Below are 25134 nucleotides of genomic sequence, written 5' to 3'. Positions count from 1 at the left end.
TTAGTTGTCAGAAAACGGTTGATAATAATCTTTCAACAATTCTTCATATATATAAGACTCTACTTCATTGTAGGAGTTTTTATAGGGTCTACAAAACCAAATATTAAATGGAATAGGATCCTTGAATCTAACTGCCTTAAAACGACTCTTGTCCACAAAATATTCAACCGGCCTTGGTAAAAGGGCAATCAAATCTGTCTGATAAGTTGATTCAACTAGGAAGTCCCAAGTAGAGGAAAGATAAGCAAATTTAGCCTCAATTCGTTGTGAACGAAGTTTTTCTGTCACTAAATCATAAGTCGTAAATGTTTTGTTGAAGGTTGCCAATTCATAACCAGCAATATCAGACCATTCCAACAAGCTTTTCTGAGCCAGCGGATGATCCTTATCCATATAAGCAACGTATTCATCCAATTGAATGATATGTTGTTCATATTTTTTAGCATCCAGGCTCGTAGGCTCTATCAGAATAGAGAGATTCAAATCTCCATCAACCATTTTTTGACGAATTTCCTTCCCTCCACCTTCCGTAACCTGGATATGGATATGAGGATTATTTTTCAGAAAATGAGGCAAAGCACTAGCAAAATAAACTCGTAAAATCAAGGACGGAATACCAAGATTAATGGTGCCCTTTTGCTTTTGAGCTTCTATATGGATCATGGAAAGCATTTCTTCATGTCGATTCACAATCTCGGTCGCATAACGATAAATTTTGCGTCCCGCCTCTGTTAAACTTTCTAATCTTCCATTCTTGCGATTGAATAATTGAACCCCTTCAGCTGCTTCAAAATTTGTCACAAATTGACTCAAGGCTGATTGACTAATGTGAATCTTCTTTGCAGCAATGGAAAGGTTGCATCCGCATTCTATGATATTGATGAAATAGTTCATTTGGATAATATCCACTTACCCATCACCTAGCTTTCCTTCACTATTTTAGTAAGTCAATTAGACAACTATTCTAGTGTTTGATAGTTGTCTACTGACTTTTTATCGAAATAACATTTCGAATACTTCATTTTAATGTTGTATATAAAGCGCTTACAATACTATCTAGTTTATATCATAACACACTAAGTAGAAAATAGCTCTTTTTTTGCTTAAATCGGCATTGTTTTTAGGTCTTCTGAGACAATGACTTCCCCAGCTGTTTTTTCAAGAACTTCTTCTAATGTCACACCAGGAGCCAACTCTTTCAATAAGAACTTACCATCTTGAATACCAAACACCGCTAAATCAGTGATAACGAGATCCAATACTCCCTTAGCTGAAAGTGGCAAGGTACATTCTTTCAACAACTTAGATTCCCCATCAGCAGTTGTGTGTTGAATAGCCCCGATTACACGCTTAGCACCTACCAATAAGTCCATTGCGCCACCCATACCAGGAGCAAATTTCCCTGGGATAATCCAGTTCGCAATGCTACCATCTTGGCTGACTTCTAGCGCTCCCAGAACGGTTGCATCCACGTGTCCACCACGAATAATGGCAAAGGAAGTTTGTAGATCAAACAAGGCTGCTCCGGGCAACAATGTGATAGGAGCTCCACCAGAGTTCGCTAAATTAGCATTATAGGTGTCTTTAGTTGGTGTTTCTCCAAATCGAAGGGCGCCATTTTCTGCCTGCAAAATAACATTTACTCCTTCCGGAATATAATCAGCAGAAGCGTTTGGAATCCCAAATCCAAGATTGACCACATCTCCATCTTTAAATTCAAGCGCTACACGTCTTGCGATAATTTCTTTTGCTTTCATCTTATTTCACCCCCGCCAGTTTTTTTGTCTCTGTCCACAAGTCTCCCATCATCTGATGATGTTCTTGTGGGGTCAATCCTTGAACGACATAGTCAACTAGGATACCAGGGATGTAAATATCATTTGGATCAATTTTCCCGACTTCAACCAACTCGTTTGTCTCAACAATGACTGTATCAGCCGCTAGAGCGAGTTGAAGAGAGATGTTTTTGGTAGTCCCATCTAGATAAAGGTTGCCATACTTATCCGCCTTAGTAGCTTTAATCAAGGCAACATCGATTTTCAATGGATCATAAATCAAATATTCTTTTCCATTTCGAGTTACTTTTTCGTGCTCATCTTCAAGAATTGTTCCTACACCTGTTGGCGTTAAAACTGCTCCAAGACCTGCACCTGCAGCATGTAAGCGTTCTACGACAGTTCCCATCGGAGTGAACTCCACTTTCATGGTTCCTGAGAAATAATCATGCTGAGCAGCAGCAGATGTTCCTACATGGGCTGCAATATACTTTGTAACCTGATGATTTTCACAAAGACGACCAACTCCAACTTCCTTACCTGGTTGAGAGGTTACAACAGACACCAAGGTCAAATCTTGCTGGTTTTGACGAACTAGTTCCTCAATTAACTCAAATGGTTCTCCCACTCCAAGAAATCCAGAAATACCAACTTTATCTCCTGAATGAATCAAGGAAATAGCTTCAGACAATGTTACAACTTTCATAACCTATCTCCTCTCTTATTTACGTTGAAAGACAGCTTTGCGTTTTTCAACAAAAGCGCGCATTCCTTCTACCTTATCTTCTGTTGAGAAGAGTAGAGCTTCCGCTTCTGTTTCCAAACGAATAGCATTTTTCAGAGGGAGTTCTGAGCCAACTTGGATAATATGTTTAGCTTTTTCAACTGCTAGCGGTGCATTTTTCATAATCGTTGCTGCCAGCTCTTCTGCCGCAGGTAATAGTTCTTCTGCCGCTACCAACTTGTTAAGAATTCCAAGATCATATGCTTCTTGTCCTTTAACCATTCTAGCAGTGAAAATTAATTCCTTTGTTTTACTAGTACCAATCAAACGAGACATTCTTTGGGTACCTGCAAAACCAGGAATGATTCCCAAGCCGACTTCAGGGAAGCCAACCATTGTCTTGTCATAGCCGATTCGGATATCAGTTGAAAGAGCTAATTCTAAACCGCCTCCCAAAGCATAACCATTCAATACTGAAATAGTTGGCTGAGTCAATTCAGATAAGCGGGTAAAGGTGTCGTTCGCATAGGTCATGTATTCATGAGCCTGAATTGGAGACATTTGGTCCATCTCTTTAATGTCTGCTCCCGCGACAAATGCTTTCTCTCCTTGACCGGTCACAATGACAACACGAATGTCCTCGCTTGCTTCAATCTGGTCTAAAGCGAGATTCAAATCCTTTAAGACTTCTGAACTTAAAGCGTTCAAAGCCGATGGACGGTTAATTGTTAGATAGCCAAGACCATTCTTAACCTCTAATAAAACAGTTTTACTCATTGTTCTGCTCCTACTTGATTTATTTTGAGTACAGGGTACAGCGTCAACAAATACCAGCACAAAATGTAAGAGCTTACATTTTCATCATAAACCTTTTTTCCCCATCCGTCTACTTAATCTTTATTTATAGACCTATAAGTCCAGCTTATAGAATATGGTTGTCCAATCCATCCTTAAAATCTTAGAAAAAATAAAAATACCTTATCAAGCCCTTTTAGAGAAAGACACTTGATAAGGTATGTAACTATGAGATCGGATCAAAATCTCATTTTGTAATCGTAATATTGAAAAAGAGGAAATGACGTTCAGTTTTCTAATAACTAACGTTCAACGATGAGGGCTGTTCCCATCCCTCCTCCGATACAGAGAGTAGCTAAACCAGTTTTAGCATCACGTTTCATCATCTCATGTACCAGAGTCACTAGGATACGGCAACCTGAAGCCCCAATTGGGTGACCAAGAGCAATCGCGCCACCATTGACATTGACAATATCTGTGTTAAAGCCAAGTGTTTTCCCAACCGCACAAGCCTGAGCAGCAAAGGCTTCATTTGACTCGATCAAGTCAAGATCATCAACTGTCAAATTACCTTTTTCAAGAGCTTTACGGGTCGCATAAATCGGTCCACAACCCATAATCTTAGGATCCAAACCTGCACTTGCATACGAACGAATGCGCGCAATGACTGGAAGTCCTAATTCTTCAGCTTTTTCAGCACTCATGACCAAGACAGCCGCCGCTCCGTCATTGATACCTGAAGCATTTCCCGCTGTAACAGAACCGTCTTTTTTGAAAACAGGACGTAGCTTAGACAGACTCTCCAAGCTAGCATCTTTTCTAGGAAATTCATCTGTATCAAAGATGATAGGATCGCCTTTACGTTGAGGAATGAGCACCGGAACAATCTCTTCTTTAAAGCGTCCAGATTCTATAGCCGCCACTGCTCGTTTTTGTGATTCCAAAGCAAGCGCATCTTGATCAGCCCGACTAATACCATATTCTTCGGCCACATTCTCAGCTGTAATACCCATATGGTATTCGTTAAAGGCATCAGACAACCCATCCTTAATCATGGTATCTACCACTTTCGAATCTCCCATACGGCCGCCCCAACGGAAGCTTGGCAAAACATATGGAGCCTGGCTCATATTTTCTGCACCACCAGCCACGACAATATCTGCATCTCCGCACTGAATCGCTTGAGCAGCTAACTGCACTGCCTTCAAACCGGAACCACAAACCTTATTAATGGTAAAGGCTGGAGTAAATTCAGGAAGCCCAGCATGAATACTCATTTGGCGAGCCACGTTTTGGCCTAAACCTGCGCCTAGGACATTCCCCATAATCACTTCATCTACCTGCTCTGGTTTAATATTCGCTTTTTCCAAAGCACTCTTAATTACCAAAGATCCCAAATCAACAGCAGAAACATTCTTCAAGCTCCCGCCAAAGGAACCTAAAGGTGTTCGCACTGCCGAAACAATAACTACGTCTTTCATGACTACCTCCATCAGTGTCTAGTAAGTAAAGAAACCTTCTTTTGTCTTCCGTCCCAATTTTCCTGCTTCGACCATTTTCTTAAGAAGAGGAGCAGGTCGGTATTTTTGATCGCCAAACCCTTGGTTTAGGACGCCCATAATGGCCAAACAAACATCCAATCCAATCAAGTCGGCAAGAGCCAAAGGTCCAATAGGATGATTTGCACCAAGCTTCATCGCTTCATCGATTTCCTCGGCACTAGCCACTCCTTCACCTAGAATGTAAATGGCTTCATTGATCATAGGAATCAAAATTCTGTTCACAACAAAACCATAAGAATCTTTAACATCAACTGGTGTTTTACCAATTTTCACTGTCAATTCACGAACCGCCTGAACCACTTCTTCTGAAGTCTGCAAGGCCTTAATAACCTCTACAAGTTTCATGATTGGGGCAGGATTAAAGAAGTGCATTCCAATCACGCGCTCCTGATGTTTGGTAGCAGCAGCTATATCCGTGATTGACAAAGAGGATGTGTTTGATGCTAAGATAGTTTTAGGATCTGTCAATTCATCCAATTGTTTGAAAATATTCAACTTAATCTCACGATTCTCAGTTGCAGCTTCAATCACCAATTGGACTTGTTTCGCATCTTCATATGAAACAGATGGAAGCAAATTGGCCAATACCTGATCCTTCTCATCCGCAGACATCCGTCCTTTTTCAACTGAACGTTCCAATTGTTTCGTGATATTATTCAAGCCTCTTTGAACAAATTCTTCTTTAATATCGTTTAAGTAAACTGTAAAACCAGTCTGAGCAAATACTTGAGCAATTCCGCTTCCCATTTGACCAGAACCAATAATCATCACCTTAGATATCATTATTTTCTCCTTCTTATTTTACAAAAATCCATTGCATGAAGCAAGAACGATTGAACAGAAATCCTTCAATCGTCCTCCTGACATTAAACAAAGGCACCTAATCCAGTAATCTCACGACCAACAATCAAGGCATTTACTTCGTGTGAACCTTCATAGGTATAGATTGATTCAGCATCTGCAAAGAAACGTGCAACGTTTGTTTCAAGTGTAATACCATTACCTCCGCAAGTTTCACGAGCAAGGGCAACTGTTTCGCGCATTACCAAGGAATTGTGCATCTTAGCAAGAGCAGAGTTAAGCATCAATTCATTCCCTTTCTCTTGCATCTCAGCAATACGAGTTGAATAAGCAATAACTGCTACAGCATTTGCTTGCATACGAGCCAATTTTTCTTGAACAATTTGGAATTTGGCAATTGGACGTTTGAACTGTTCACGATCTTTAGCATATTTAAGTGCTGAAACATATGATCCACAAGTTACTCCCATAGCAATGTGAGCAACGTCCGCACGAGTGAAGGTCAAGATACGGGCTACATCACCAAAACCATTGATATTTACCAAACGGTCTGAATCTGGAACCTCTACATTATTCATAGTAATATGACCATTGCGGACACAACGAAGAGCAATCTTATGTGGGATTGGTTCTGCATGATATCCAGGAGCTCCCTTACGAACGATAAAGCATTTCACCTTGCCATCCGCAACATCACGAGCAAATACAGGAACAACGTCTGCAGTGTCTGAACCACCAATCCAGCGTTTCTCACCGTTTAGAATCCACTTGTCCCCAACACGTTCTGCAGTAGTTGCAAGTCCTCCAGCAATATCAGAACCTGAAAGAGGTTCAGTTAAAGCGAAGCAACCTTGCCAATCAAATGCAGCTAGTTTTGGAAGAAATTCTTTTTGTTGACGCTCATCACCACCCAAGAGAATTGTGTTGTAGCAAAGTCCGCCATGAACGGTGTAGAATGTTGCCATAGAAGCATCGAAGCGAGCAAGTTCAAGATACAAGAAAGCAATATAAAGTTCAGATGGTTTCCAGCTACCCTCACGTCCCTCAAACAATTTCGGATTGTTCATAATTTGAGCGCCCTTAGCCACAGCATAGAATTCTTCAAAAGGAAAATCAGGTTTTTCCCAATATTCATTAATAACAGGACGGAGATGTTTCTCAATCAAACGGCGAGTTTCTTGTAAAACCTCTGCTTCTCCCAAAGTAAGACCATCCGCATAGTGAAAAAGGTCTTCAGGGTATAGTTCGCGTAAAATTTCTTCTTTTGTTGCCATAGTGATGACTCCTTTATTTGTTATAATAGCGCTTACATTTTTGTGTTCACTATTTGTTGACAACCCCATTCTATCCCTTAGGGTATTATTTTGTCTACTTAATAAATATAAACACCCCTATAACTTCAGATTATAGGGACCGATTCTGACTGTTTAATCAAGGACTTCCTCGTTTTTCTACTTACTTAGGCACAAGAAAAAGTGGTTTACAAATCAGTAAACCACTCTTATTAGTTATTTCAATTTTGTGATTCTTTTACTTCGAGCAAACCAACTTCACCATCTTCACGACGATACAAAACATTTGTTGTTTGATCTTCTACGTCTACATAGATAAAGAAATCATGTCCCAACAAATCCATTTGAAGAAGCGCTTCTTCTAAATCCATTGGCTTCAAATCAATTTGTTTTGAACGAACGACTTTTGGTTGCACAACATTTGCATCTTCAACTAGGGCATCTGTAAAGAGTTGGCTTGTTGCAACTTTATTTTTATTTTTACGTTCGATTTTAGTTTTATTTTTACGAATCTGACGTTCAATTTTATCTGTTACAAGATCGATAGAACCATACATATCTTGAGAAACATCTTCTGCACGAAGAGTAATAGATCCAAGTGGAATTGTTACTTCAACCTTTGCTGTTTTCTCACGGTAAACTTTCAAATTCACACGTGCATCCAACTCTTGCTCTGGTTGGAAATACTTTTCGATCTTTTCGAGTTTAGAAACTACATAATCACGAATCGCTTCTGTTACTTCTAGGTTTTCACCACGGATACTATATTTAATCATATAAGTACCTTCTTTCTAAACATTTTTGTTTTTCTAACTATATTATAGCGCTTTCATTTTCATTTTGCAAATTTTTTCCTCATCTTACAAGGGAAAAAGTTTTAACATCCAAAGATCCTGCTTCTTCAAAAAGACGCTTCACACGATTGACAGTCGCACCTGTTGTATAGATGTCATCAATAACCAAAATTTTCTTAGGAAGAGGGGCTTCAGTTTTTATAAAAAATGGAATTTCAGTAGCTAATCGTTCTGAGCGATTCTTAGAAGAACTAGCCTTTTCTTCCCTTTTCCCTAGTAAATCTTGAAAAGAAAATCCTGCCGCCTCAACCAATCCTTCAACCTGGTTAAATCCCCTCTCAAGCAATCTTTCAGGACTTAGGGGAATTACAACAAATTGATAATCTCTATACTTTTTCAGCTCCTCAGCAAGAACGGAAGCAAAAACTTTTCTAAGCAGAAAATCGCCATCAAACTTATATCGACTAAAGAAGCCTTTCATAGCTTGATTATAGGTGAAGATTGCATTATGATCGACTCGAATCTCTTCTTTACACCAAAGTTTACAATCTTGACAAATGGTTGACAGACCTGTTTTCATACAGTTCGGGCAATAGTCCTCACCAATCTTCTCAAAAGTAGACTCACAATCTGAACAAAGATAGTTGTTCTCATTCTTAAACAGCAAGAGGTTACTAAAAGTCAACGCATTCTTTGTTGTCTGTCCACATAATAAACAGTTCATAAACCTGCCTCCTTGTTCATCTGCTTAATTTCCTTAATTGCTTTTTTAATGGAAACATTTAACCCATCATGAAAGAAGAGCAATTCACCAGTCGGTCTATCCATACTACGCCCAACTCGCCCACCAATCTGAATCAAACTAGACTTGGTAAAGAGATGATGATTAGCTTCTACTACGAAAACATCCACACAAGGGAAGGTAACCCCGCGTTCCAATATTGTCGTACTGATCAGTATTGTTAGTTCTCCATCTCGAAAAGCTTGCACCTGATCTAATCGGTCTTCTGTCACAGAAGACACAAAGCCGATATTCTCATTTGGGTACTGCTCTTGCAAGATTTCTTTTAGTTTTTCGCCTTTCTTAATCTCAGATGCAAAAATCAGCAAAGGATAACTTGTTCTTCTCTGCTTCTTAATGTAGGATTTTAACTTTGGAGACAACTGACTCTTTTCTATATAGCAATTAAAGTCCGATAACCAAACTGGTTTTGGAATAATCAATGGATTTCCATGAAACCGTCTTGGCAAGCTCAATCGTTTTAATTCTCCTGTGCGGACCTTCTTATCTAACTCATCTGTAGAAGTCGCTGTAAGGAATATCCTTAACCCTTCCTCCTTTACACATCGCTTTACAGCATAGTAAAGAACAAAGTTGTCAACATAAGGGAAGGCATCTACTTCATCCACTATCAGCAAGTCAAAAGCATGATAAAATTTTAACAGCTGATGAGTCGTTGCAACAACTAGTGGTGTTCGAAAATAGGGTTCTGACTCACCATGAAGTAGTGCTATATCACAAGCAAAGTCATTCTGCAGTCGCTTATATAACTCCAAGCAAACATCTATTCGAGGACTTGCTAAACACACTGCACCACCTTCATCAATCACTTTGGCCACAACTTGATAAATCATCTCTGTCTTTCCAGCTCCTGTTACAGCGTGAACTAAAGTCGGCTCTTTCTTTTCTACTGCTCGAATCAGTCCCTCTGACACCTTCTCTTGAAAAGGTGTTAACTGGCCACGCCATTTGAGAACATCTTGCTTAGGAAAATCTTCCTGCGGAAAATAGTATAAAGCTTGATCACTCCTGACTCTCTTCATCAATAAACACTCCCTACAATAGTAAGCACCTATAGGCAAATGCCATTCTTCTAGAATCGAACTATTACAACGTTGACAAAACAGTTTCCCCTTCTCTTTTATCATTGCTGGCAGTTTCACTGCTACCTGTCGTTCTTCTTCAGTTAATTCTTTCTCAGTAAACAAGCGACCGAGGTAATTTGGATTTACTTTCATACTTTAATATTCGTAAAAATATAGCGCTTTAGGTAATTTTTTAGTACAATTAAATCATGGAATTTAGAACAATTAAAGAGGACGGGCAAGTCCAAGAAGAAATCAAAAAATCACGCTTTATCTGTCACGCAAAGCGTGTTTATAGTGAAGAAGAGGCTCGTGACTTTATCACTGCTATCAAAAAAGAACACTACAAAGCCACCCATAACTGCTCTGCTTTTATTGTAGGGGAACGCAGTGAGATTAAGCGTACGAGTGATGATGGTGAGCCCAGTGGTACTGCTGGAGTCCCTATGCTTGGCGTCTTAGAAAATCATAATCTTACGAATGTCTGCGTAGTGGTTACACGCTACTTTGGGGGAATTAAACTAGGAGCTGGTGGTTTGATCCGCGCTTATGCAGGAAGCGTAGCCTTAGCTGTCAAAGAAATAGGCATTATTGAAATCAAAGAGCAGGCTGGTATAGCCATTCAGATGTCTTACGCTCAGTATCAAGAATATGGCAATTTCCTTAGGGAACATAAACTCACGGAAATCGAGACAAACTTTACAGATCAAATTGATACTATAATTTATGTTGATAAAGAAGAGAAAGAAAATATCAAGGCTGCTCTTGTTGAGTTCTTTAATGGGAAGGTTACTTTAACGGATCAAGGTTTACGAGAAGTTGAAGTTCCTGTAAACTTAGTGTAAATAAAAGAGAAATACATGGCGTTTGGAAAATTTATTCAAGGACTTGCTGGAAACTTTAGCGAGGAAAACAAAGAAGCCCTTATCAAAGAATATGGTCAATACCTACTAGAAAACGAAGAAATTCAAAGCGGGTATAAACTTATTCGTGATTCAATCATCTTTACAAATATCCGTATCATCTTTACAGATAAGCAAGGTGCTACTGGTCGCAAGATGTCTGTTAAGTCACTCTTTTTGATGAACATTGTTAACGTTGAAATGGAAACTGCGGGAGCAGGTATAGACGATAGTGAGATTACAATCACTTATTTAGAAAATGTCTTTCTAAAAGCACATAATGAGCATTTTAGTTACCACAAATTTGAATTTCCTAAGAAAACAGATATCCTTCCCCTTTATACCTATTTACTAGAATTGGCTTATCACAATCGATTAAAAATTAATGGCTTAGAGCTTTGATATAAAAAAATCCTATCACTTCGATAGGATTTCTATATTTTACAAATAGCCTAGAGCACGTTATACTAGTATCATCTTATACAAAGAGGTATATCTATGACTATCTACAATAATATTACTGAACTAATCGGTCAAACTCCAATTGTTAAACTCAACAATATCGTTCCAGAGGGTGCTGCAGATGTTTATGTAAAACTTGAAGCTTTTAACCCTGGATCGTCAGTAAAAGACCGTATTGCCCTTAGCATGATTGAAAAAGCGGAACAAGATGGCATTCTAAAACCCGGTGCTACTATTGTTGAAGCAACAAGTGGGAATACTGGAATCGGACTTTCTTGGGTTGGTGCTGCTAAAGGATATAAAGTTGTTATCGTTATGCCAGAAACTATGAGTGTGGAACGACGTAAGATCATCCAAGCTTATGGTGCTGAACTCGTCCTTACTCCTGGTAGCGAGGGAATGAAAGGGGCTATCGCCAAAGCTCAAGAAATCGCAGCTGAACGTGATGGCTTCCTTCCGCTCCAATTTAATAATCCAGCTAATCCTGAAGTACACGAAAGAACAACAGGAGCTGAAATACTAGCTGCTTTCGGTTCTGATGGACTAGATGCCTTTGTGGGTGGTGTCGGAACTGGTGGAACAATCTCAGGTGTTTCTCATGCGCTCAAAACAGCAAATTCAAGTATTCAAGTTTTTGCAGTTGAGGCAGACGAGTCAGCTATTCTGTCTGGAGAAAAACCTGGCCCTCACAAAATTCAAGGTATCTCAGCTGGATTTATTCCTGATACACTTGATACAAAGGCCTATGATGGTATCGTCCGTGTAACATCAGACGATGCTCTCACACTTGGCCGTGAAATTGGTGGAAAAGAAGGCTTCCTTGTTGGGATTTCTTCCGCTGCAGCGATTTACGGTGCAATTGAAGTTGCTAAGAAATTAGGTACAGGTAAGAAAGTCCTTGCTTTAGCACCAGATAACGGCGAACGTTATTTGTCTACAGCACTCTATGAATTTGAAGTGTAGTCTCCTAAATGCACTTAGCCCTTATTAAAGGGCTTTTTATATACTCATTCTAAAACAAAATTTTGGGGCAGATAAAGGCTTGTTGGAGTTACAAGAGATGTGATCTGAGAGGTAAGCGTCAAGCAAGAATTAACATGTTATTCATACTCATGGCCAACAACCTCTTAAAATACAATAAGAGAGGGAGTCAAAATTAAAAAGCTAGAGTTCCTCAATTGGAAATCTCTAGCTTTTTTATGGCTGAGAACTATTTGTCTCAGATTTTTTAGTTATTCAAAGCTGCTGCCATTGTAGCTGCAACTTCAGCTTCAAAATCATTTGCAGCTTTTTCGATACCTTCACCCACTTCAAAGCGAGCGAACTCAACTACTGAAGCATTTACTGATTCAAGGTAAGCTTCAACCGTCTTGCTGTCATCCATGATGTAGACTTGTGCAAGAAGTGTGTATGCTTGGTCAACTTTAGTGTTGTCAAGCATGAAGCGATCCATTTTACCTGGGATGATTTTGTCCCAGATTTTTTCGGGTTTGCCTTCTGCAACCAATTCAGCTTTGATATCTTCTTCAGCTTGAGCAATCACTTCATCAGTCAATTGAGCTTTTGATCCATATTTCAAGTGTGGAAGAGCTGGTTTACCAACCATTGCACGGCTATCATTATCTTGGTCAATCACGTGGTTCAATTGTGCCAACTCATCTTTAACGAACTGCTCATCCAATTCTTTGTAAGAAAGAACTGTTGGTTTCATCGCAGCGATATGCATTGAGATTTGTTTAGCAAGTGCCTCATCTCCACCTTCGATGACAGAGATAACACCGATACGTCCACCATTGTGTTGGTATGCTCCAAAGTGTTGTGCATCTGTTTTTTCAAGTAAAGCAAAACGACGGAATGAGATTTTTTCACCGATTGTAGCTGTTGCAGATACATAGGCTGCTTCAAGAGTTTCACCTGAAGGCATTGTCAAGGCAAGAGCTTCTTCGTTGTTAGCTGGTTTTCCTTCAGCAATTACTTTAGCTGTAGCATTTACCAACTCAACGAATTGAGCATTTTTTGCAACGAAGTCAGTTTCAGCATTTACTTCAACTACTGCTGCAACGTTACCGTTAACAAATACACCAGTCAAACCCTCAGCTGCAACACGGTCAGCTTTCTTAGCTGCCTTAGCCATACCTTTTTCGCGAAGCAATTCGATTGCTTTTTCGATATCACCTTCAACTTCAACCAATGCTTTCTTAGCGTCCATAACACCAGCACCAGATTTTTCACGCAACTCTTTAACAAGTTTAGCTGTAATTTCTGCCATTTTGATTCTCCTATATTTTTTAAAAATAGAAGAGCCGGGCTAAGCCCCGCCCTCCTAGGTAATGATTACTTATTTGAATTAAGCGTTGTCGCCTTCTACAACTTCAACGATTTCTTCGATTGAGTCAGCTTGAGCTTCTGAAGCTGCAAATTCAGCTTCAACTGCTGTCGCGTCTTCACCTTGACGACCTTCGATGATAGCGTCAGCCAATTTAGCTGTAATCAATTTAACCGCGCGGATAGCGTCATCGTTAGCTGGGATGATTACATCGATATCGTCTGGATCAGTGTTTGTGTCAACCATCGCTACAACTGGGATTCCCAATTTTTTAGCTTCTTTAACAGCGATTTGTTCTTTATGTGGGTCAACTACGTACATTACATCTGGGATACGAGGCATGTCTTCGATACCACCCAAGAATTTTTCAAGACGTGCACGTTGTTTGTTAAGAAGTGCAACTTCTTTCTTAGGAAGAACATCAAAGATTCCTTCTTCTTCCATACGTTTGATTTCTTTCAAACGAGCGATACGTTTTTGGATAGTTCCCCAGTTAGTAAGAGTTCCACCCAACCAACGGTGGTTGATGTAGTATTGACCTGAACGTTCTGCTTCTTCCTTAACAGCATCAGCAGCTTGTTTCTTAGTACCAACAAACAATACAACTGCATCGTTAGCTGCCGCATCACGCATGAAGTCGTATGCTTGGTCAGCGTATTTTACAGTTTGTTGTAAGTCGATAACGTGGATTCCGTTACGCTCAGTGAAGATGTACTTAGCCATCTTAGGATTCCAGCGACGAGTTTGGTGACCAAAGTGTACACCAGCCTCAAGAAGTTGTTTCATTGAAATTACTGCCATGAGTATTTCTCCTTTTTGTTTTTTTCCTCTTCTCGATTTCAACTTGCAAAACGACCCGAGGGCAACAGTTTCACAATTCATCAAGAATGAGTATTATCGTTTACACGACAAGTTTCATTCTACCACATTTTAGCGATATTTTCAAGTGATTTTGATAGATTTCGGTCTTGCTTTCGATAGAAAATAATAAAAGAGACTCAAATCGAGCCTCTTCGTTTCATTCATTAGTTTGGATAGATGTAAGTAACATAACCTTCAGATGTTGTAGTTGGATTGAACCATCCACGTTTGTTACCGATTGTACGATCTCCACCATAGTTTGATTCTGATACTTGAATACGAGTAGTTGAATCAACTGCTGTAACAACCGCTACGTGTCCATATCCACCGTCATTCCAACATGCAATCGCACCAACTTGTGGTGTTGACCCTGTACGGAATCCTGCAGCAGCTGCACTTGTAGCCCACTGTGCTCCGTTACCCCAGTAATCTCCAGCCCAAGGTGCTAATGTTTTAGCTCCCCAAGTACATTCACCAGTTGGATAACTTGAAGCATTTGTACTGTATGTTGGACGTTGTCTAGTAGGAGTCGGAGTAGGTGTAGGTGCTGGAGTGTAGCTTGAGTCCTCGTCGTCAGATGCTGATGCTGACGTTGATGTAGATGCTGCTTGCACTTGAGCTGAGAAACTTGTGTTTCCAGAAGCAACAACTGATTGTTGTTGACTTGTTTGACGTGCTTTATAAGCTGCCTCTGCTTCAGCTGCTGCTTTCGCTTCTGCCTCTGCTGCTGCTTTTTGTTCCAATAAGGTAGCTTTCTCGCCTTCTGCAGTAGCTTTCTCTGCAGCAAGGTTCAACTCAGCAACTTTTAACTCCGCCTGTTTTGTTGTCAATGTTTGTGCATCGTCAGCAAGCGTTTGTTGGTTCGCAATTACAGTATTGATTGCTTCATTATTTGCAACTTGTTTTTCTGAGATTGATTTTTTATCAGCTTTTTGTTGCTCTAACATTTTGTTGTTAGCCGATACAATCTCGCTCATAGCCGCAACACGGGAAATGGCTTCTGTAATTGATTTTGAATTTACAATTGTATTGATATAGCTAGTTGCAGCACCGTTTGTTTGTGCGCTACGTGCTTGTTTTTCCAAAGATTCATTACGAGCAACAATGTTCTTAGAGAGCTCTGTAATTTCTCCTTCAAGTTTTTTAGATTCCGCTTGTAGTGTTTCATTTTCAGCTTGCAAGTTTGTTTGCTGTGTTTGAATGGCTGTAACTTGCGTTTGGATTTCATCTACCTGTTTTTGAGCTTCTTTTTGTTGAGCCGTCAAGTCACTAATCTTACTATCTTGAGCAGCAATTTTTTCATCAGTTGTTTCAGCGTGAACAGTTGTTAACACTGCCACTTGAGACACTAATACTGTACTTAATAAAAGTGACGCTAAGATTTTTTTCTTCATATTGTGTAGATACTCCTTCTATTTAAGACATTACTAGTATACCAAAAAAAGACATAATAAATATTACGCCTTTGTTACATTTTTATTTCTTTCTTATAGATAATATTTTTCAAAAATATACTGGAAAATCACCATCCACAAAAAGTTTAAAATCATTGATGGGACAAGACTGTAGACAATGAAAACTGGCATTGATTCTACTGTCAGTCCCATAGCAAGGGCCAGGAGATAACTACCCATATCAAATAGGAAGCTCATCACAACTATTGTTAACATTCTCGTCCAACGGTTCAACAAACTCACACTATTAAACTTGTGAAGTGAGGCACCTATCAAGATAAATAAAAGTGTCGCAATTCCTATCAAGTGGAAAAAATAGATATCGTACACCAAACCTGCTATACAGCAATAAGCTAGATAGAAGTATTCTGATACCTCAATTGTCTCAAACAAGAGAAATAAAAACAGGAAATGACTGGCTAAGTGAAAATGTGGATAAAAGGATTCTACTAATTGACCAATATGTGCATCAATTAGCACAAGAAAAGGAAGTAAAAAGAAAATACCAACTTGTTTTAACAGTCTCATTGCTAATTCCCCACTAACTCTACCACATGAAGATCTTTAGTATCAGCACTTAACTTTACTGTTACCTCTCGTGTTAGATAATCACTGCTATGAGTTGTCGCAACAACCTCTCCAACAGGAATATCCTTAACATTAAAGTTTCCAAGCCCCCCTGTAGTCACCCTATCTCCAGCACTAATGTCGCTGTTACTGTTTAATTGACTAATTTTAAGAAGTTCGGTTTCTTTGTCATAACCAACGATAATTCCGTAAATTTCAGTAGAACCATGCAAGATTTTAACGGAAATTTTATCCGAATTTTCGGTGTTTGTCAATAGGTTGACAGTCGTTGAATGATCCTCCACTTTTGAAACACTGCCAATCAAGCCCCCATTTGCAATGGCCAACATATTTTCAGAAGCACCCTTTGAACTTCCTGCATCTATCGTTAACTCTTGCTTCCAAAATACCGGTGAGCGCGTAATTACATCTGCTGCTAAGGTTTTTGTAGCCTGCAATTTTGACTTCATATCCAGCAACTGACGTAGTTGTTCATTTTCATTTTTTAAACTTTCTGATTGATTAGATTCTACCTCTAGTTGATAGAGCTGTTTTTTTAGACTTTCGTTTTCATTGTAAGTCTGCGTCAAATGTCCCAAATCTGATTTGAAAGTATCAAACCACTGAAAAGGTTTTTGAACAATTCTATCTACTAAGGAAATCCCATCTCCTAGTTTCGTCACAATAGCGCTTGAATAGGTTGTCACTAATAGTACAGAAACTGCCAGAACTGTGACAAAAACGATGATTAGATATTTTGATTTTTTAAAACGGTTCATATTCCTACCTTTATACTAAAAATCTGCTACAGTGAGCTTCTTATCAATCCTACAAATCCGCTAAGATTTTAAGAAAAATAAGAAACATCCCAGCACCAAAATCACAAGAATTGCCAGTGTATCCTTTTGACTCCATCTCAACTGTCTATACTGACTCCTACCCTTTCCTCCCTGATAACCACGCGCTTCCATGGCAATTGCCAATGAATCTGCACGCTTTAAGCTCGTCGCAAAAAGAGGAATTAAAATTGGAATCATAGCCTTTACTTTTTGAACGATGCTACCTTCGCCAAAGTCAACTCCACGAGCTTTTTGAGCATTCATAATCCGTGTCGTATCATCCATCAAGGTTGGAACAAAACGCAAACTCATTGATAACATGAGACCAATTTCATGAACGGGAACTTTCACGCGTTTCAGAGGCGCTAAAAGAGATTCAACTGCAGCCGCCAAACTTAAAGGCATGGTCGTTAACGTTAGCAAAGTTGAAAAGAAAATAATCAACACAAAACGACAGAAAATAATCCCAGCTTGTTGCAAAGCATAATCCGTTATTCTTATAAAAGAAAACTCAAACAAGACAGTTCCACTTGAAATGAAAAAGAGTTGAAATAGAGTCGTAAAAGCAATCAAGAAAAACATGGATTTTAATCCCTGAACAAAAAATGAGAGGGAAACGCCCGACAAAGCGATAAATATACCTGTTGCTACAAAAAGAATGAGATTGGCGAGGGGATTATTGGCCCAAAACACAATCAAAATCAGCAGGATCATGGCAAGCAATTTACTACGGGGATCCAAGCGATGAATGATGGAATCTCCTGGTATATAACGCCCTAAAATCATACTATCCATTTAGCGACTCCTTAAACTCCTCTATCTTGATTGGCAGTTTTTTAAAAGCTACACCTCTGTCTGCCAAACGTTTACAAAAGGCTGTGATTTTAGGCACACCCAACTGTACATTTTCCATAGAGGCTACATCTTGGAAGACATCACTTGGTTTGCCACTTTTGACCAAACGCCCCTTTTCCATAACATAGACCTGATCAGCATACGCTGCTACATCATCCATCAAATGCGTTACCAGAACGATTGTCATTCCAGCAAGGTGGAGTTCTTTAAACAAGGTCATCAATTCTTTTCTGCCCAAAGGATCTAGCCCTGCTGTCGGCTCATCCAAAACCAAGACAGTTGGCTCCATGGCCAGCATACCTGCTATAGCCACACGTCTCATTTGGCCGCCCGAAAGTTCAAAAGGACTGCGCTCAAAGAGTGACTCATCGATACCTACCAAGGCTAACTTTTCACGCGCAATTTTCTTGGCCTCTTCCTCAGAAACTCCAAAATTTTGCGGTCCAAATGCAACATCTTTCAAAACAGTCTCTTCAAAAATCTGATTTTCAGCAAATTGAAACACTAGACCAACTTGCTTTCGAATCTGGCGAATTTCTTTATTTGTTGATGTAGGGGTAATGACGGTATCGAAAACTCGAACAGAACCCTTACTTGGAAGCAATAGGCCATTTAAAAGCTGTAAAATCGTCGATTTCCCACTACCTGTATGTCCTATCAAAGCTGTATAGGAGCCATCCTCAATCATCAAAGAAACATCGGTCAAGGCTGATGAAGATAGGGGAGTCCCCTCTTGATAGGTAAAGCTCACATTTTCTAGAGTAATTCCCATAACTTGTCCTCTAGCTCTCCTTCTGTCAAATAGCCATCCGGCAACTGATAGCCAGTCTCTCTCAGAGATTCTTTCAATTGATTCGTAAAGGGATCATCTAAGCCTATCTGGTCAAGGTCATCCCGAGAAAAAAGTTCTCTTGGGCTGCTGGTTGACTCCACTTGACCTTTTTTCATGACCAAGACACGGTCACTCATTGCAACTTCTTCCAAGTCATGCGTAATGGAGACAACTGTCATCTGATAGTCTTTTCGAATCTCTTGAACTGTTTGAATTAGTTCTCTGCGCCCCTCAGGATCCAACATACTTGTAGCCTCGTCCAAAATCAAAATAGCTGGCCTCAGGGCAACAACTCCTGCAATGGCCACCCGTTGTTTTTGGCCGCCAGATAAACGAGCTGGTTCTCTCTTCTTAAAGTCCAGCATACCTACCAACTCCAAAGATTCAGCCACTCTCTTCTTCATTTCTTCTCGAGGAAGCCCCTGATTTTCTAATCCAAAGGCGACATCATCTTCAACAGTCGCCCCCACAAATTGGTTATCTGGATTTTGAAAAACCATACCAATTTGACGGCGTAAGTCCCAAACATTCTCAGGGGACAGCAATTGCCCATCTATCCAGATTTCCCCAGACTCTGCTTCAAGCAATCCATCAATCAAACGGATAGTTGTCGATTTTCCACTCCCATTATGACCTACAATCGAAAGCCATTCTCCCCGTTTCACGTGAAACGAGACATTATTAACATCATAATGATCCTGATCTTCCTTGTAACGAAAAGACAGATCTTTTACTTCAATAATCGCTTTCATTTCGAACCAAATGTCCCTTTGAATACATGAGCGCTACCCTTGAAATAATCATAGCCAGAGTAGATAGTGAAAAACAAAGCGATATAAAGCAACAGCTGACCAATTAAATTCCAATGTAAGAGCAAAAAGATAATCGCAAACATCTGACTAAAGGTCTTGATTTTCCCTGGCATAGCTGCCGCTAGAACTGTCCCTCCCGTCTCAACAAGTAACAAGCGCAAGCCTGTCACCGCAAGTTCACGACAGATGATAATAGCAACAACCCAAGCCGGAGCCATACCTAACTCAATCAACATGATAAAAGCTGACATAACCAACAGCTTATCGGCCATCGGATCAGCAAACTTTCCAAAGTTGCTGACTACATTCCATTTACGAGCAAGGTAGCCATCGAGATAATCCGTTATACTAGCAACTGCAAAGATGACTGCTGCTAGCAAATGACTGCCTTGTGAATGGCCCAAAGTCAAAATAAGAATAAAGAGAGGTATAAAGAGAATTCTACCAATAGTTAATACATTAGGAATTTGTTCTTTTTTCATTGGTTCTTCCTTAATCTGTCGTGAATGTAAGTGTTACAGTTCCAGTCTGGGTCGTCAGTTTTGAGGTATCGATTGTTTGATTGTCCACAGTTAAAGAAACTCCCTTCACTACACCCAAAGTAATGGTCACAGGTTCTTTCGTCGAAACTGTTGTTTTTGCGTTCTTATTGTCTGCGGATAGTGTCACACCACCTTCCAACTCACTTCCCGAAACACTAACCCAGCTAGTTGCATCTAAAACCGTCAGTTGAACCGTAGCGGTTTCCTTACTCGTTTTATAGAGAGCTTCAATGCGATTTCCTTCGCCTGACACTGTAATAGTTGATTCCGTAGTAGAAGGTGAGCTAGACGTCTGACTACTAGAAGATGAACTAGTTGAGGTTGTGGAACTAGTTGAGTTCACAACACTATAATTAGTTGAAGACGGACTTGGCTGAGTTTGGATATAGTTCCAAACATAGTAAGTGACAAAAATTAAAATTGACAAAGCAAATAGAACGAAATAAAACAAGGGGAGATAAGACGTTTTTTTCTTATTTGATCGTCTGCGATCAGACAAGTCTTCTTCATCAACATCGACCTCTTCATAAGTAATCATACTACCCGAATCATAGGCATCCAAGACAATTCTCTCATCCAACTCTACTGCCCAGGCATATTTTCTTAAAAAAGAACGAGCATAGAAGGTACTAGGAAGTTGATCAAAATCATCTGCCTCCATAGCTTCTAGAAAGTTCAACTGAATTTCAGTTTTTTCCTGTAATTCTTCCAGACTCAATCCCTGGTTAATTCTAGCTAAACGTAGAACCTCGCCAATTGTTTTTTTTCTCATACGTACCATTCCTTCTTTCTAGTGTTCTTGCCTTATTTAGGCTGGAAAAATTGTAAAATCAACTAGATCACCATTATCAATCAAACGATGTCCAGCTTCAAGAACATCTTCCAAAGTAATTTCCTGTAAAATTTTCGGAAAATCAAAAATTGTTTCTCCGCGATCCATCGGATCGTACTGAGTTGCAATAAACTCCAAGGAGTTCATACTGCTGAAAAACTCCCCAAACATCTCACTCTTAACAAGATCTAAATGTTCCTCGGTAATATCCGCGTCATTACTAAACTGACGAATCGCTTTACGAAATTGATGCGACAGAGAAACAGGCTCTTTGGTATCCATCGTCAATATCACAAAATGAAAGCGACTGTTGACTTCAACCTCAAGTGACAATGACGCATCTAACTTCCCAGTCTCATATAACCTTTGAAAACGGTCAGAAGTCCAACCAAACATCATCGTAAATAGCAATTTCAATAAAATATTATAACGATAGGACTCAGCTTCTGTTATTTGCCCATTACCTCTAATCGCAACAGCAAGTTTGGGTGAAGAAACTTCCATCCGAAGGCTATCTGTTTGCTTCACAGTCTCCAAGGGTAGTTTCTCTTTTGTAACTGTAAACTGTTCTAAAGTCTTCTTTTCCTTTTTCGAAAAGTATTCCTCAACAACTTCCACATCAATATTCCCAACTAAAAACAGTGACATGTTGACAGGCTTGTAAAAGTCTGTAAAGTTCTCTTTTAAATTTGAAACTTGAATCTCAGAAATTGATTTTTCACTTCCAACAATATCTGTTGCTAAAGGAGTATCAGGATAAAGGTTGGCTAATGTTGCAAAAAACAAGCGTGAGTCTGGATCGTCTTGATACATTTCTCGTTCTTGCTGGATAATATCCTGTTCTCTCAAAACAGACTCTTCTGTAAAATGAGCATCTCCGACTAACTCATCAAGCAAATCTAAATTTTCTAATAAATGGTCAATTGTTGAAAAAAGATAACTGGTCTTAGTAAAGCTTGTAAAGGCATTGCTGTCTGCACCTAATCGAGTAAAAGCTGCCATCATATCCTCAGAATTTTCTCTTTCAAACAATCTATGTTCAAGAAAATGTGCAATTCCTGCTGGATGATGACGTAAACCTTTGTCTAAACTTGTATAAGTTGCATCTACGGAACCAAATTGAACCGTTACAATCCCATAAACCTCATTGAAATCTTGTTTAGGGAGTAAAGAAACTGTCAATCCATTTGACAATTGTGTTTTGTAGATTGTTTCCTTTACAGCAGGATAGTATTTTTCTTCAAAAGTAATCTTTGTCATTCTACTCCTTCCATAAAGTAAATCGCTTGTAACTTCAAACTGTTGGCAACTTTACATACCGCTTCTTTATCAACACTCTCTAATTTTGCCACCAATCGATCAATATCAAAGCTTGATTTTCCAAATAGAGCATTCAAATAGGCTCTTTCAACCAGGGTCTGTTGATTATCTTGAGCAATCAATAAAGATCTTCGAATCATCTCCTTGGTTTGTTCAAGTTCAAAATCTGTAAAGTTGCCCTTTTTCATATCTAGCAATTGATGATTCATCATTTTTCTAGCTTGATTCCGATCTCCTCTATCGATACCTGCATACATTCTTAACAAGCCACTAAACAAATCCAATTGACTAGAGACCGTATAGGCTATCCCAGCATTCTCACGAACGTTTGTAAAAAGTTTCGAATGTGCAAATTCACCCAACAAACCATTCATAACAAGCATAGGCAGATGCTGATCATCACCATATTTTACAGGAGAATGATAACCCATTTCCAAAATAGATTGTCCTACATTTCTCTGAACCATGCCTTCTTGTAGAACATTCGAATAAGACTGCTGGTACTGGATGGCAACATCACTCTTTCTAGCTATAAAGGGCAATGACTTCAGCGATTCTGTAATTTCTACTTCATTAAAATCACCTAAGAAAAAGAAATCAATCCGATCATTTTTCAGAGCATCTTGAAAGCAAGTGTAGCTACTTTCCGGATACTCATTTGAAATGCTATTTCGTAAATCACTGTATCTCAATTGAAGACGCTCATCATGGAAAAACAAGCTATCCAACTCCTTATGAGCAAAATAAAATGAATCATCCATATCAGTAGCTAAACTAACCAACAACTGTTTTCTTTCAATTTCAAATAGGGCTGGCTCAAAAGCACCATCTTGAGCTAAGGGAGCAAATAAAGTCTGTTTCACCAATTCCAAAATTCGAGAAGTCAAGACATTCTTTTTACTTAAAAAATCATCCCTCACATAAGTAAACGTTAAGTCAAGAATATGTGCCTGTCCCCTACGATAAGCACTTGTGGAAATATCAGTTCCATATAAACTTGCCAAGTATCTGCGAAATACTTGTGATGTTGGGTAAACTTGATTTGCCGTTTCCAACATACTTGCACTTAACATGCGTCCTGCTATCGTCTCAAGAGATAAGGGAGCAGTAAAACGAATAGTGATTTTATTTGTTTTAAACTTTTTGGATTGAACAAAATGTGCTGAAATTCCAGGCACTAATTCCATACCTTACCTCCTTACATATAGAGTTCTATTATACCACGAAAATCAAAATTTTTCTTGTTCTCTTTATAGCTTTAAAGAGTAAAATCGTTTTCATTTCAGCTAACTTTCCTTCAGCTATTTCAAGGAAAATATGGTATAATACCAAAGATTGAGGTGAATTATGGAATACAAATTATTTGAAGAATTTATTACGCTCCAAGCCCTCCTAAAAGAGCTTGGAATTATACAAAGCGGCGGTGCTATTAAATCCTTTCTAATGGAGCATCAAGTTTACTTTAATGGTGAATTAGAAAATAGACGTGGGAAAAAAATTCGTGTTGGAGATACGATTGACATTCCTGATTCAAAGCTTGACATCACCTTGACACAACCAAGTTTAAAAGAGCAAGAAGAATATCAAGCAGATAAGATTGAGAAAGAGCGAATTGCTAAACTTGTCAAAGAGATGAATAAAGGTGTCAAGAAAGAAAAACAAAAAACTTCTTCATCGCCTAAAACCAAACAAATTCCACGTTTTCCAGGAAGATAACCATGTGGCTCCAACATTTAACAATTAAAACTTTTCGAAACTACAAAGAGGCAAAAATTGATTTCAATCCAAAATTAAACGTCTTTCTAGGTCAAAATGCACAAGGAAAAACCAATATTCTAGAAGCAATCTATTTCTTGGCCTTAACACGTAGTCATCGGACTCGTACAGATAAAAATCTCATTCATTTTGATGACGAGCAACTCCATCTTTCTGGCTTGCTACAGAAAAAAACAGGTTCTATCCCTCTAGAAATTGATTTAACGCCAAAAGGGCGTGTGACTAAAGTCAATCACTTAAAGCAAGCTCGCCTATCAGACTACATCGGACATATGAATGTGGTCCTCTTTGCACCTGAAGATCTCCAGTTAATTAAAGGGGCGCCCTCTGTTCGTCGAAAATTTATAGACATTGAACTGGGACAAATTAAACCAATCTACTTGTCAGACTTGTCAAACTATAACCATATACTCAAGCAAAGAAATACTTACCTAAAATCCAGCCAGAAGATTGACGAAACATTTCTGTCAGTCTTAGATGATCAGTTAGTAGAATACGGTTGTCGCGTCATAAAGCATCGGATAAAATTCATTAAAGAGTTAGAGAAATTTGGTCAAAAAAAACACTTAGAAATTTCAAATCAATTAGAAGAGTTATCAATATTTTATCAATCATCTGTCAACTTCACTGATGAAGAACAGCTAACGAATTCTTTTAAAATGGCTTTAGATAAAAGTAGATCAAGAGACTTGTTTAAAAAGAATACTGGTGTTGGCCCTCATCGAGATGACATTACCTTTTACATCAATGGTATGGACGCTAGTTTTGGAAGTCAAGGTCAACATCGCAGTCTTGTTCTCTCTGTCAAACTAGCAGAGATTGAGCTAATGGAAAGTATTACCAACGAGTCTCCGATACTCTTGCTTGATGATGTTATGAGCGAACTTGATAACACCCGGCAACTAAAATTACTAGAAACCATTTCTCAATCTATCCAAACCTTTATCACAACAACAAGTTTGGATCACTTACAAAACTTGCCAGAAAACCTTAGTATTTTCAATATTCAAAACGGTCAGATATCTGTAAATTAAATTGACACTGTTGTAAATAAAAGAACCCCTAATTTTGTACTGACCCCAAAAAGTTAGACAAATAATTTAAGTGAAGGATTTAGTTCTGTATTGCACAGGACTAAGTCCTTT

General features: G+C 39.0%; 27 protein-coding genes. 5 read left to right on the top strand and 22 right to left on the bottom strand.

Features of this window, described 5'->3' with window-relative positions; translation table 11 throughout:
• The 10 genes from ACIY14_RS05800 to ACIY14_RS05755 all read right to left on the bottom strand — a co-directional run bounded on the left by ACIY14_RS05800 (nt 1) and on the right by ACIY14_RS05755 (nt 9762).
• Nucleotides 1–909: a LysR family transcriptional regulator gene (locus ACIY14_RS05800; RefSeq protein ID WP_409001883.1), complete on the bottom strand. Its 909-nt coding sequence runs from the start codon at nt 907–909 to the stop codon at nt 1–3.
• A gap of 194 nt (nt 910–1103) precedes the next feature.
• Entirely contained in the window at nt 1104–1757 is a 654-nt protein-coding gene (locus ACIY14_RS05795) for a 3-oxoacid CoA-transferase subunit B (RefSeq protein ID WP_000644733.1), read from the bottom strand.
• A gap of 1 nt (nt 1758) precedes the next feature.
• Nucleotides 1759–2481, bottom strand: a complete 723-nt coding sequence (locus ACIY14_RS05790) for a CoA transferase subunit A (RefSeq protein ID WP_409001882.1) — start codon at nt 2479–2481, stop codon at nt 1759–1761.
• 15 nt (nt 2482–2496) lie between these two features.
• Nucleotides 2497–3276: an enoyl-CoA hydratase/isomerase family protein gene (locus ACIY14_RS05785; protein WP_125840548.1), complete on the bottom strand. Its 780-nt coding sequence runs from the start codon at nt 3274–3276 to the stop codon at nt 2497–2499.
• 320 nt (nt 3277–3596) lie between these two features.
• Nucleotides 3597–4775: an acetyl-CoA C-acetyltransferase gene (locus ACIY14_RS05780; RefSeq protein ID WP_409001881.1), complete on the bottom strand. Its 1179-nt coding sequence runs from the start codon at nt 4773–4775 to the stop codon at nt 3597–3599.
• Nucleotides 4776–4793: 18 nt separating this feature from the next.
• Nucleotides 4794–5642 carry a 3-hydroxybutyryl-CoA dehydrogenase gene (locus tag ACIY14_RS05775; RefSeq protein WP_409001928.1) on the bottom strand — a complete coding sequence of 283 codons (849 nt, stop codon included), beginning with the start codon at nt 5640–5642 and terminating at the stop codon, nt 4794–4796.
• A gap of 80 nt (nt 5643–5722) precedes the next feature.
• Nucleotides 5723–6931, bottom strand: a complete 1209-nt coding sequence (locus tag ACIY14_RS05770) for an acyl-CoA dehydrogenase family protein (RefSeq protein WP_409001880.1) — start codon at nt 6929–6931, stop codon at nt 5723–5725.
• Between the two features lie 239 nt (nt 6932–7170).
• Nucleotides 7171–7725 (bottom strand): ribosome hibernation-promoting factor, HPF/YfiA family, encoded by a 555-nt coding sequence (hpf, locus tag ACIY14_RS05765; RefSeq protein WP_409001879.1) that lies wholly within the window; start codon nt 7723–7725, stop codon nt 7171–7173.
• A 79-nt stretch (nt 7726–7804) separates the two neighbouring features.
• Nucleotides 7805–8467 (bottom strand): ComF family protein, encoded by a 663-nt coding sequence (locus ACIY14_RS05760; protein ID WP_409001878.1) that lies wholly within the window; start codon nt 8465–8467, stop codon nt 7805–7807.
• Nucleotides 8464–9762, bottom strand: a complete 1299-nt coding sequence (locus ACIY14_RS05755) for a DEAD/DEAH box helicase (protein ID WP_409001877.1) — start codon at nt 9760–9762, stop codon at nt 8464–8466. The genes ACIY14_RS05760 and ACIY14_RS05755 overlap by 4 nt, the downstream gene beginning before the upstream one ends.
• Before the next feature lie 56 nt (nt 9763–9818).
• Here ACIY14_RS05755 and ACIY14_RS05750 point away from each other — a divergent pair, with 56 nt between their 5' ends.
• The 3 genes from ACIY14_RS05750 to cysK all read left to right on the top strand — a co-directional run bounded on the left by ACIY14_RS05750 (nt 9819) and on the right by cysK (nt 11936).
• Nucleotides 9819–10454 carry a YigZ family protein gene (locus ACIY14_RS05750; protein WP_409001876.1) on the top strand — a complete coding sequence of 212 codons (636 nt, stop codon included), beginning with the start codon at nt 9819–9821 and terminating at the stop codon, nt 10452–10454.
• A 15-nt stretch (nt 10455–10469) separates the two neighbouring features.
• On the top strand, nt 10470–10913 hold the full coding sequence (locus ACIY14_RS05745) for a PH domain-containing protein (RefSeq protein ID WP_409001875.1): 444 nt from the start codon (nt 10470–10472) through the stop codon (nt 10911–10913).
• A gap of 96 nt (nt 10914–11009) precedes the next feature.
• Nucleotides 11010–11936, top strand: coding sequence for a cysteine synthase A (gene cysK, locus ACIY14_RS05740; RefSeq protein ID WP_409001874.1), 927 nt, complete (start codon nt 11010–11012; stop codon nt 11934–11936).
• Between the two features lie 265 nt (nt 11937–12201).
• On the opposite strand, the gene tsf is transcribed toward cysK, so the two are convergent.
• The 12 genes from tsf to yfmF form a co-directional block, all read right to left on the bottom strand.
• Entirely contained in the window at nt 12202–13242 is a 1041-nt protein-coding gene (gene tsf, locus ACIY14_RS05735) for a translation elongation factor Ts (protein WP_000808089.1), read from the bottom strand.
• A gap of 78 nt (nt 13243–13320) precedes the next feature.
• Nucleotides 13321–14100, bottom strand: coding sequence for a 30S ribosomal protein S2 (rpsB, locus tag ACIY14_RS05730; protein WP_000268477.1), 780 nt, complete (start codon nt 14098–14100; stop codon nt 13321–13323).
• Nucleotides 14101–14324: 224 nt separating this feature from the next.
• Nucleotides 14325–15554 carry a peptidoglycan hydrolase PcsB gene (gene pcsB, locus ACIY14_RS05725; RefSeq protein WP_409001873.1) on the bottom strand — a complete coding sequence of 410 codons (1230 nt, stop codon included), beginning with the start codon at nt 15552–15554 and terminating at the stop codon, nt 14325–14327.
• A 93-nt stretch (nt 15555–15647) separates the two neighbouring features.
• Entirely contained in the window at nt 15648–16142 is a 495-nt protein-coding gene (gene mreD, locus ACIY14_RS05720; protein ID WP_409001872.1) for a rod shape-determining protein MreD, read from the bottom strand.
• A 2-nt stretch (nt 16143–16144) separates the two neighbouring features.
• A complete protein-coding gene (gene mreC / locus ACIY14_RS05715) occupies nt 16145–16960 on the bottom strand; it encodes a rod shape-determining protein MreC (protein ID WP_409001871.1) in 816 nt (271 codons plus the stop codon).
• A gap of 60 nt (nt 16961–17020) precedes the next feature.
• Nucleotides 17021–17815: an energy-coupling factor transporter transmembrane component T family protein gene (locus ACIY14_RS05710; protein WP_409001870.1), complete on the bottom strand. Its 795-nt coding sequence runs from the start codon at nt 17813–17815 to the stop codon at nt 17021–17023.
• Nucleotides 17808–18647, bottom strand: coding sequence for an energy-coupling factor transporter ATPase (locus ACIY14_RS05705; RefSeq protein ID WP_409001869.1), 840 nt, complete (start codon nt 18645–18647; stop codon nt 17808–17810). The genes ACIY14_RS05710 and ACIY14_RS05705 overlap by 8 nt, the downstream gene beginning before the upstream one ends.
• Entirely contained in the window at nt 18632–19459 is an 828-nt protein-coding gene (locus tag ACIY14_RS05700) for an energy-coupling factor ABC transporter ATP-binding protein (RefSeq protein WP_409001868.1), read from the bottom strand. The genes ACIY14_RS05705 and ACIY14_RS05700 overlap by 16 nt, the downstream gene beginning before the upstream one ends.
• A complete protein-coding gene (gene pgsA / locus ACIY14_RS05695; RefSeq protein WP_409001867.1) occupies nt 19456–20001 on the bottom strand; it encodes a CDP-diacylglycerol--glycerol-3-phosphate 3-phosphatidyltransferase in 546 nt (181 codons plus the stop codon). Before pgsA ends, ACIY14_RS05700 begins: the two co-directional genes overlap by 4 nt.
• 10 nt (nt 20002–20011) lie before the next feature.
• On the bottom strand, nt 20012–20833 hold the full coding sequence (rodZ, locus tag ACIY14_RS05690; protein ID WP_409001866.1) for a cytoskeleton protein RodZ: 822 nt from the start codon (nt 20831–20833) through the stop codon (nt 20012–20014).
• A 36-nt stretch (nt 20834–20869) separates the two neighbouring features.
• A complete protein-coding gene (gene yfmH / locus ACIY14_RS05685; protein WP_409001865.1) occupies nt 20870–22153 on the bottom strand; it encodes an EF-P 5-aminopentanol modification-associated protein YfmH in 1284 nt (427 codons plus the stop codon).
• The gene (yfmF, locus tag ACIY14_RS05680; RefSeq protein ID WP_409001864.1) at nt 22150–23400 is read right to left on the bottom strand and encodes an EF-P 5-aminopentanol modification-associated protein YfmF; all 1251 of its coding nucleotides are present in this window, start codon (nt 23398–23400) and stop codon (nt 22150–22152) included. Before yfmF ends, yfmH begins: the two co-directional genes overlap by 4 nt.
• A 160-nt stretch (nt 23401–23560) precedes the next feature.
• On the opposite strand from yfmF, the gene yaaA reads away from it, so the two are divergent.
• Both yaaA and recF read left to right on the top strand, forming a co-directional pair.
• On the top strand, nt 23561–23929 hold the full coding sequence (gene yaaA / locus ACIY14_RS05675; RefSeq protein WP_409001863.1) for a S4 domain-containing protein YaaA: 369 nt from the start codon (nt 23561–23563) through the stop codon (nt 23927–23929).
• A 2-nt stretch (nt 23930–23931) separates the two neighbouring features.
• Nucleotides 23932–25023, top strand: coding sequence for a DNA replication/repair protein RecF (gene recF, locus ACIY14_RS05670; protein ID WP_409001862.1), 1092 nt, complete (start codon nt 23932–23934; stop codon nt 25021–25023).
• The last annotated feature ends 111 nt before the right edge of the window (nt 25024–25134 follow it).

The sequence above is a fragment of the Streptococcus sp. ST16 genome (assembly GCF_046098135.1).
Classification (GTDB): Bacteria; Bacillota; Bacilli; order Lactobacillales; family Streptococcaceae; genus Streptococcus.
The sequence above is the reverse complement of the archived record's forward strand: the minus strand, read 5'-3'. Positions and strand labels throughout refer to the sequence as shown.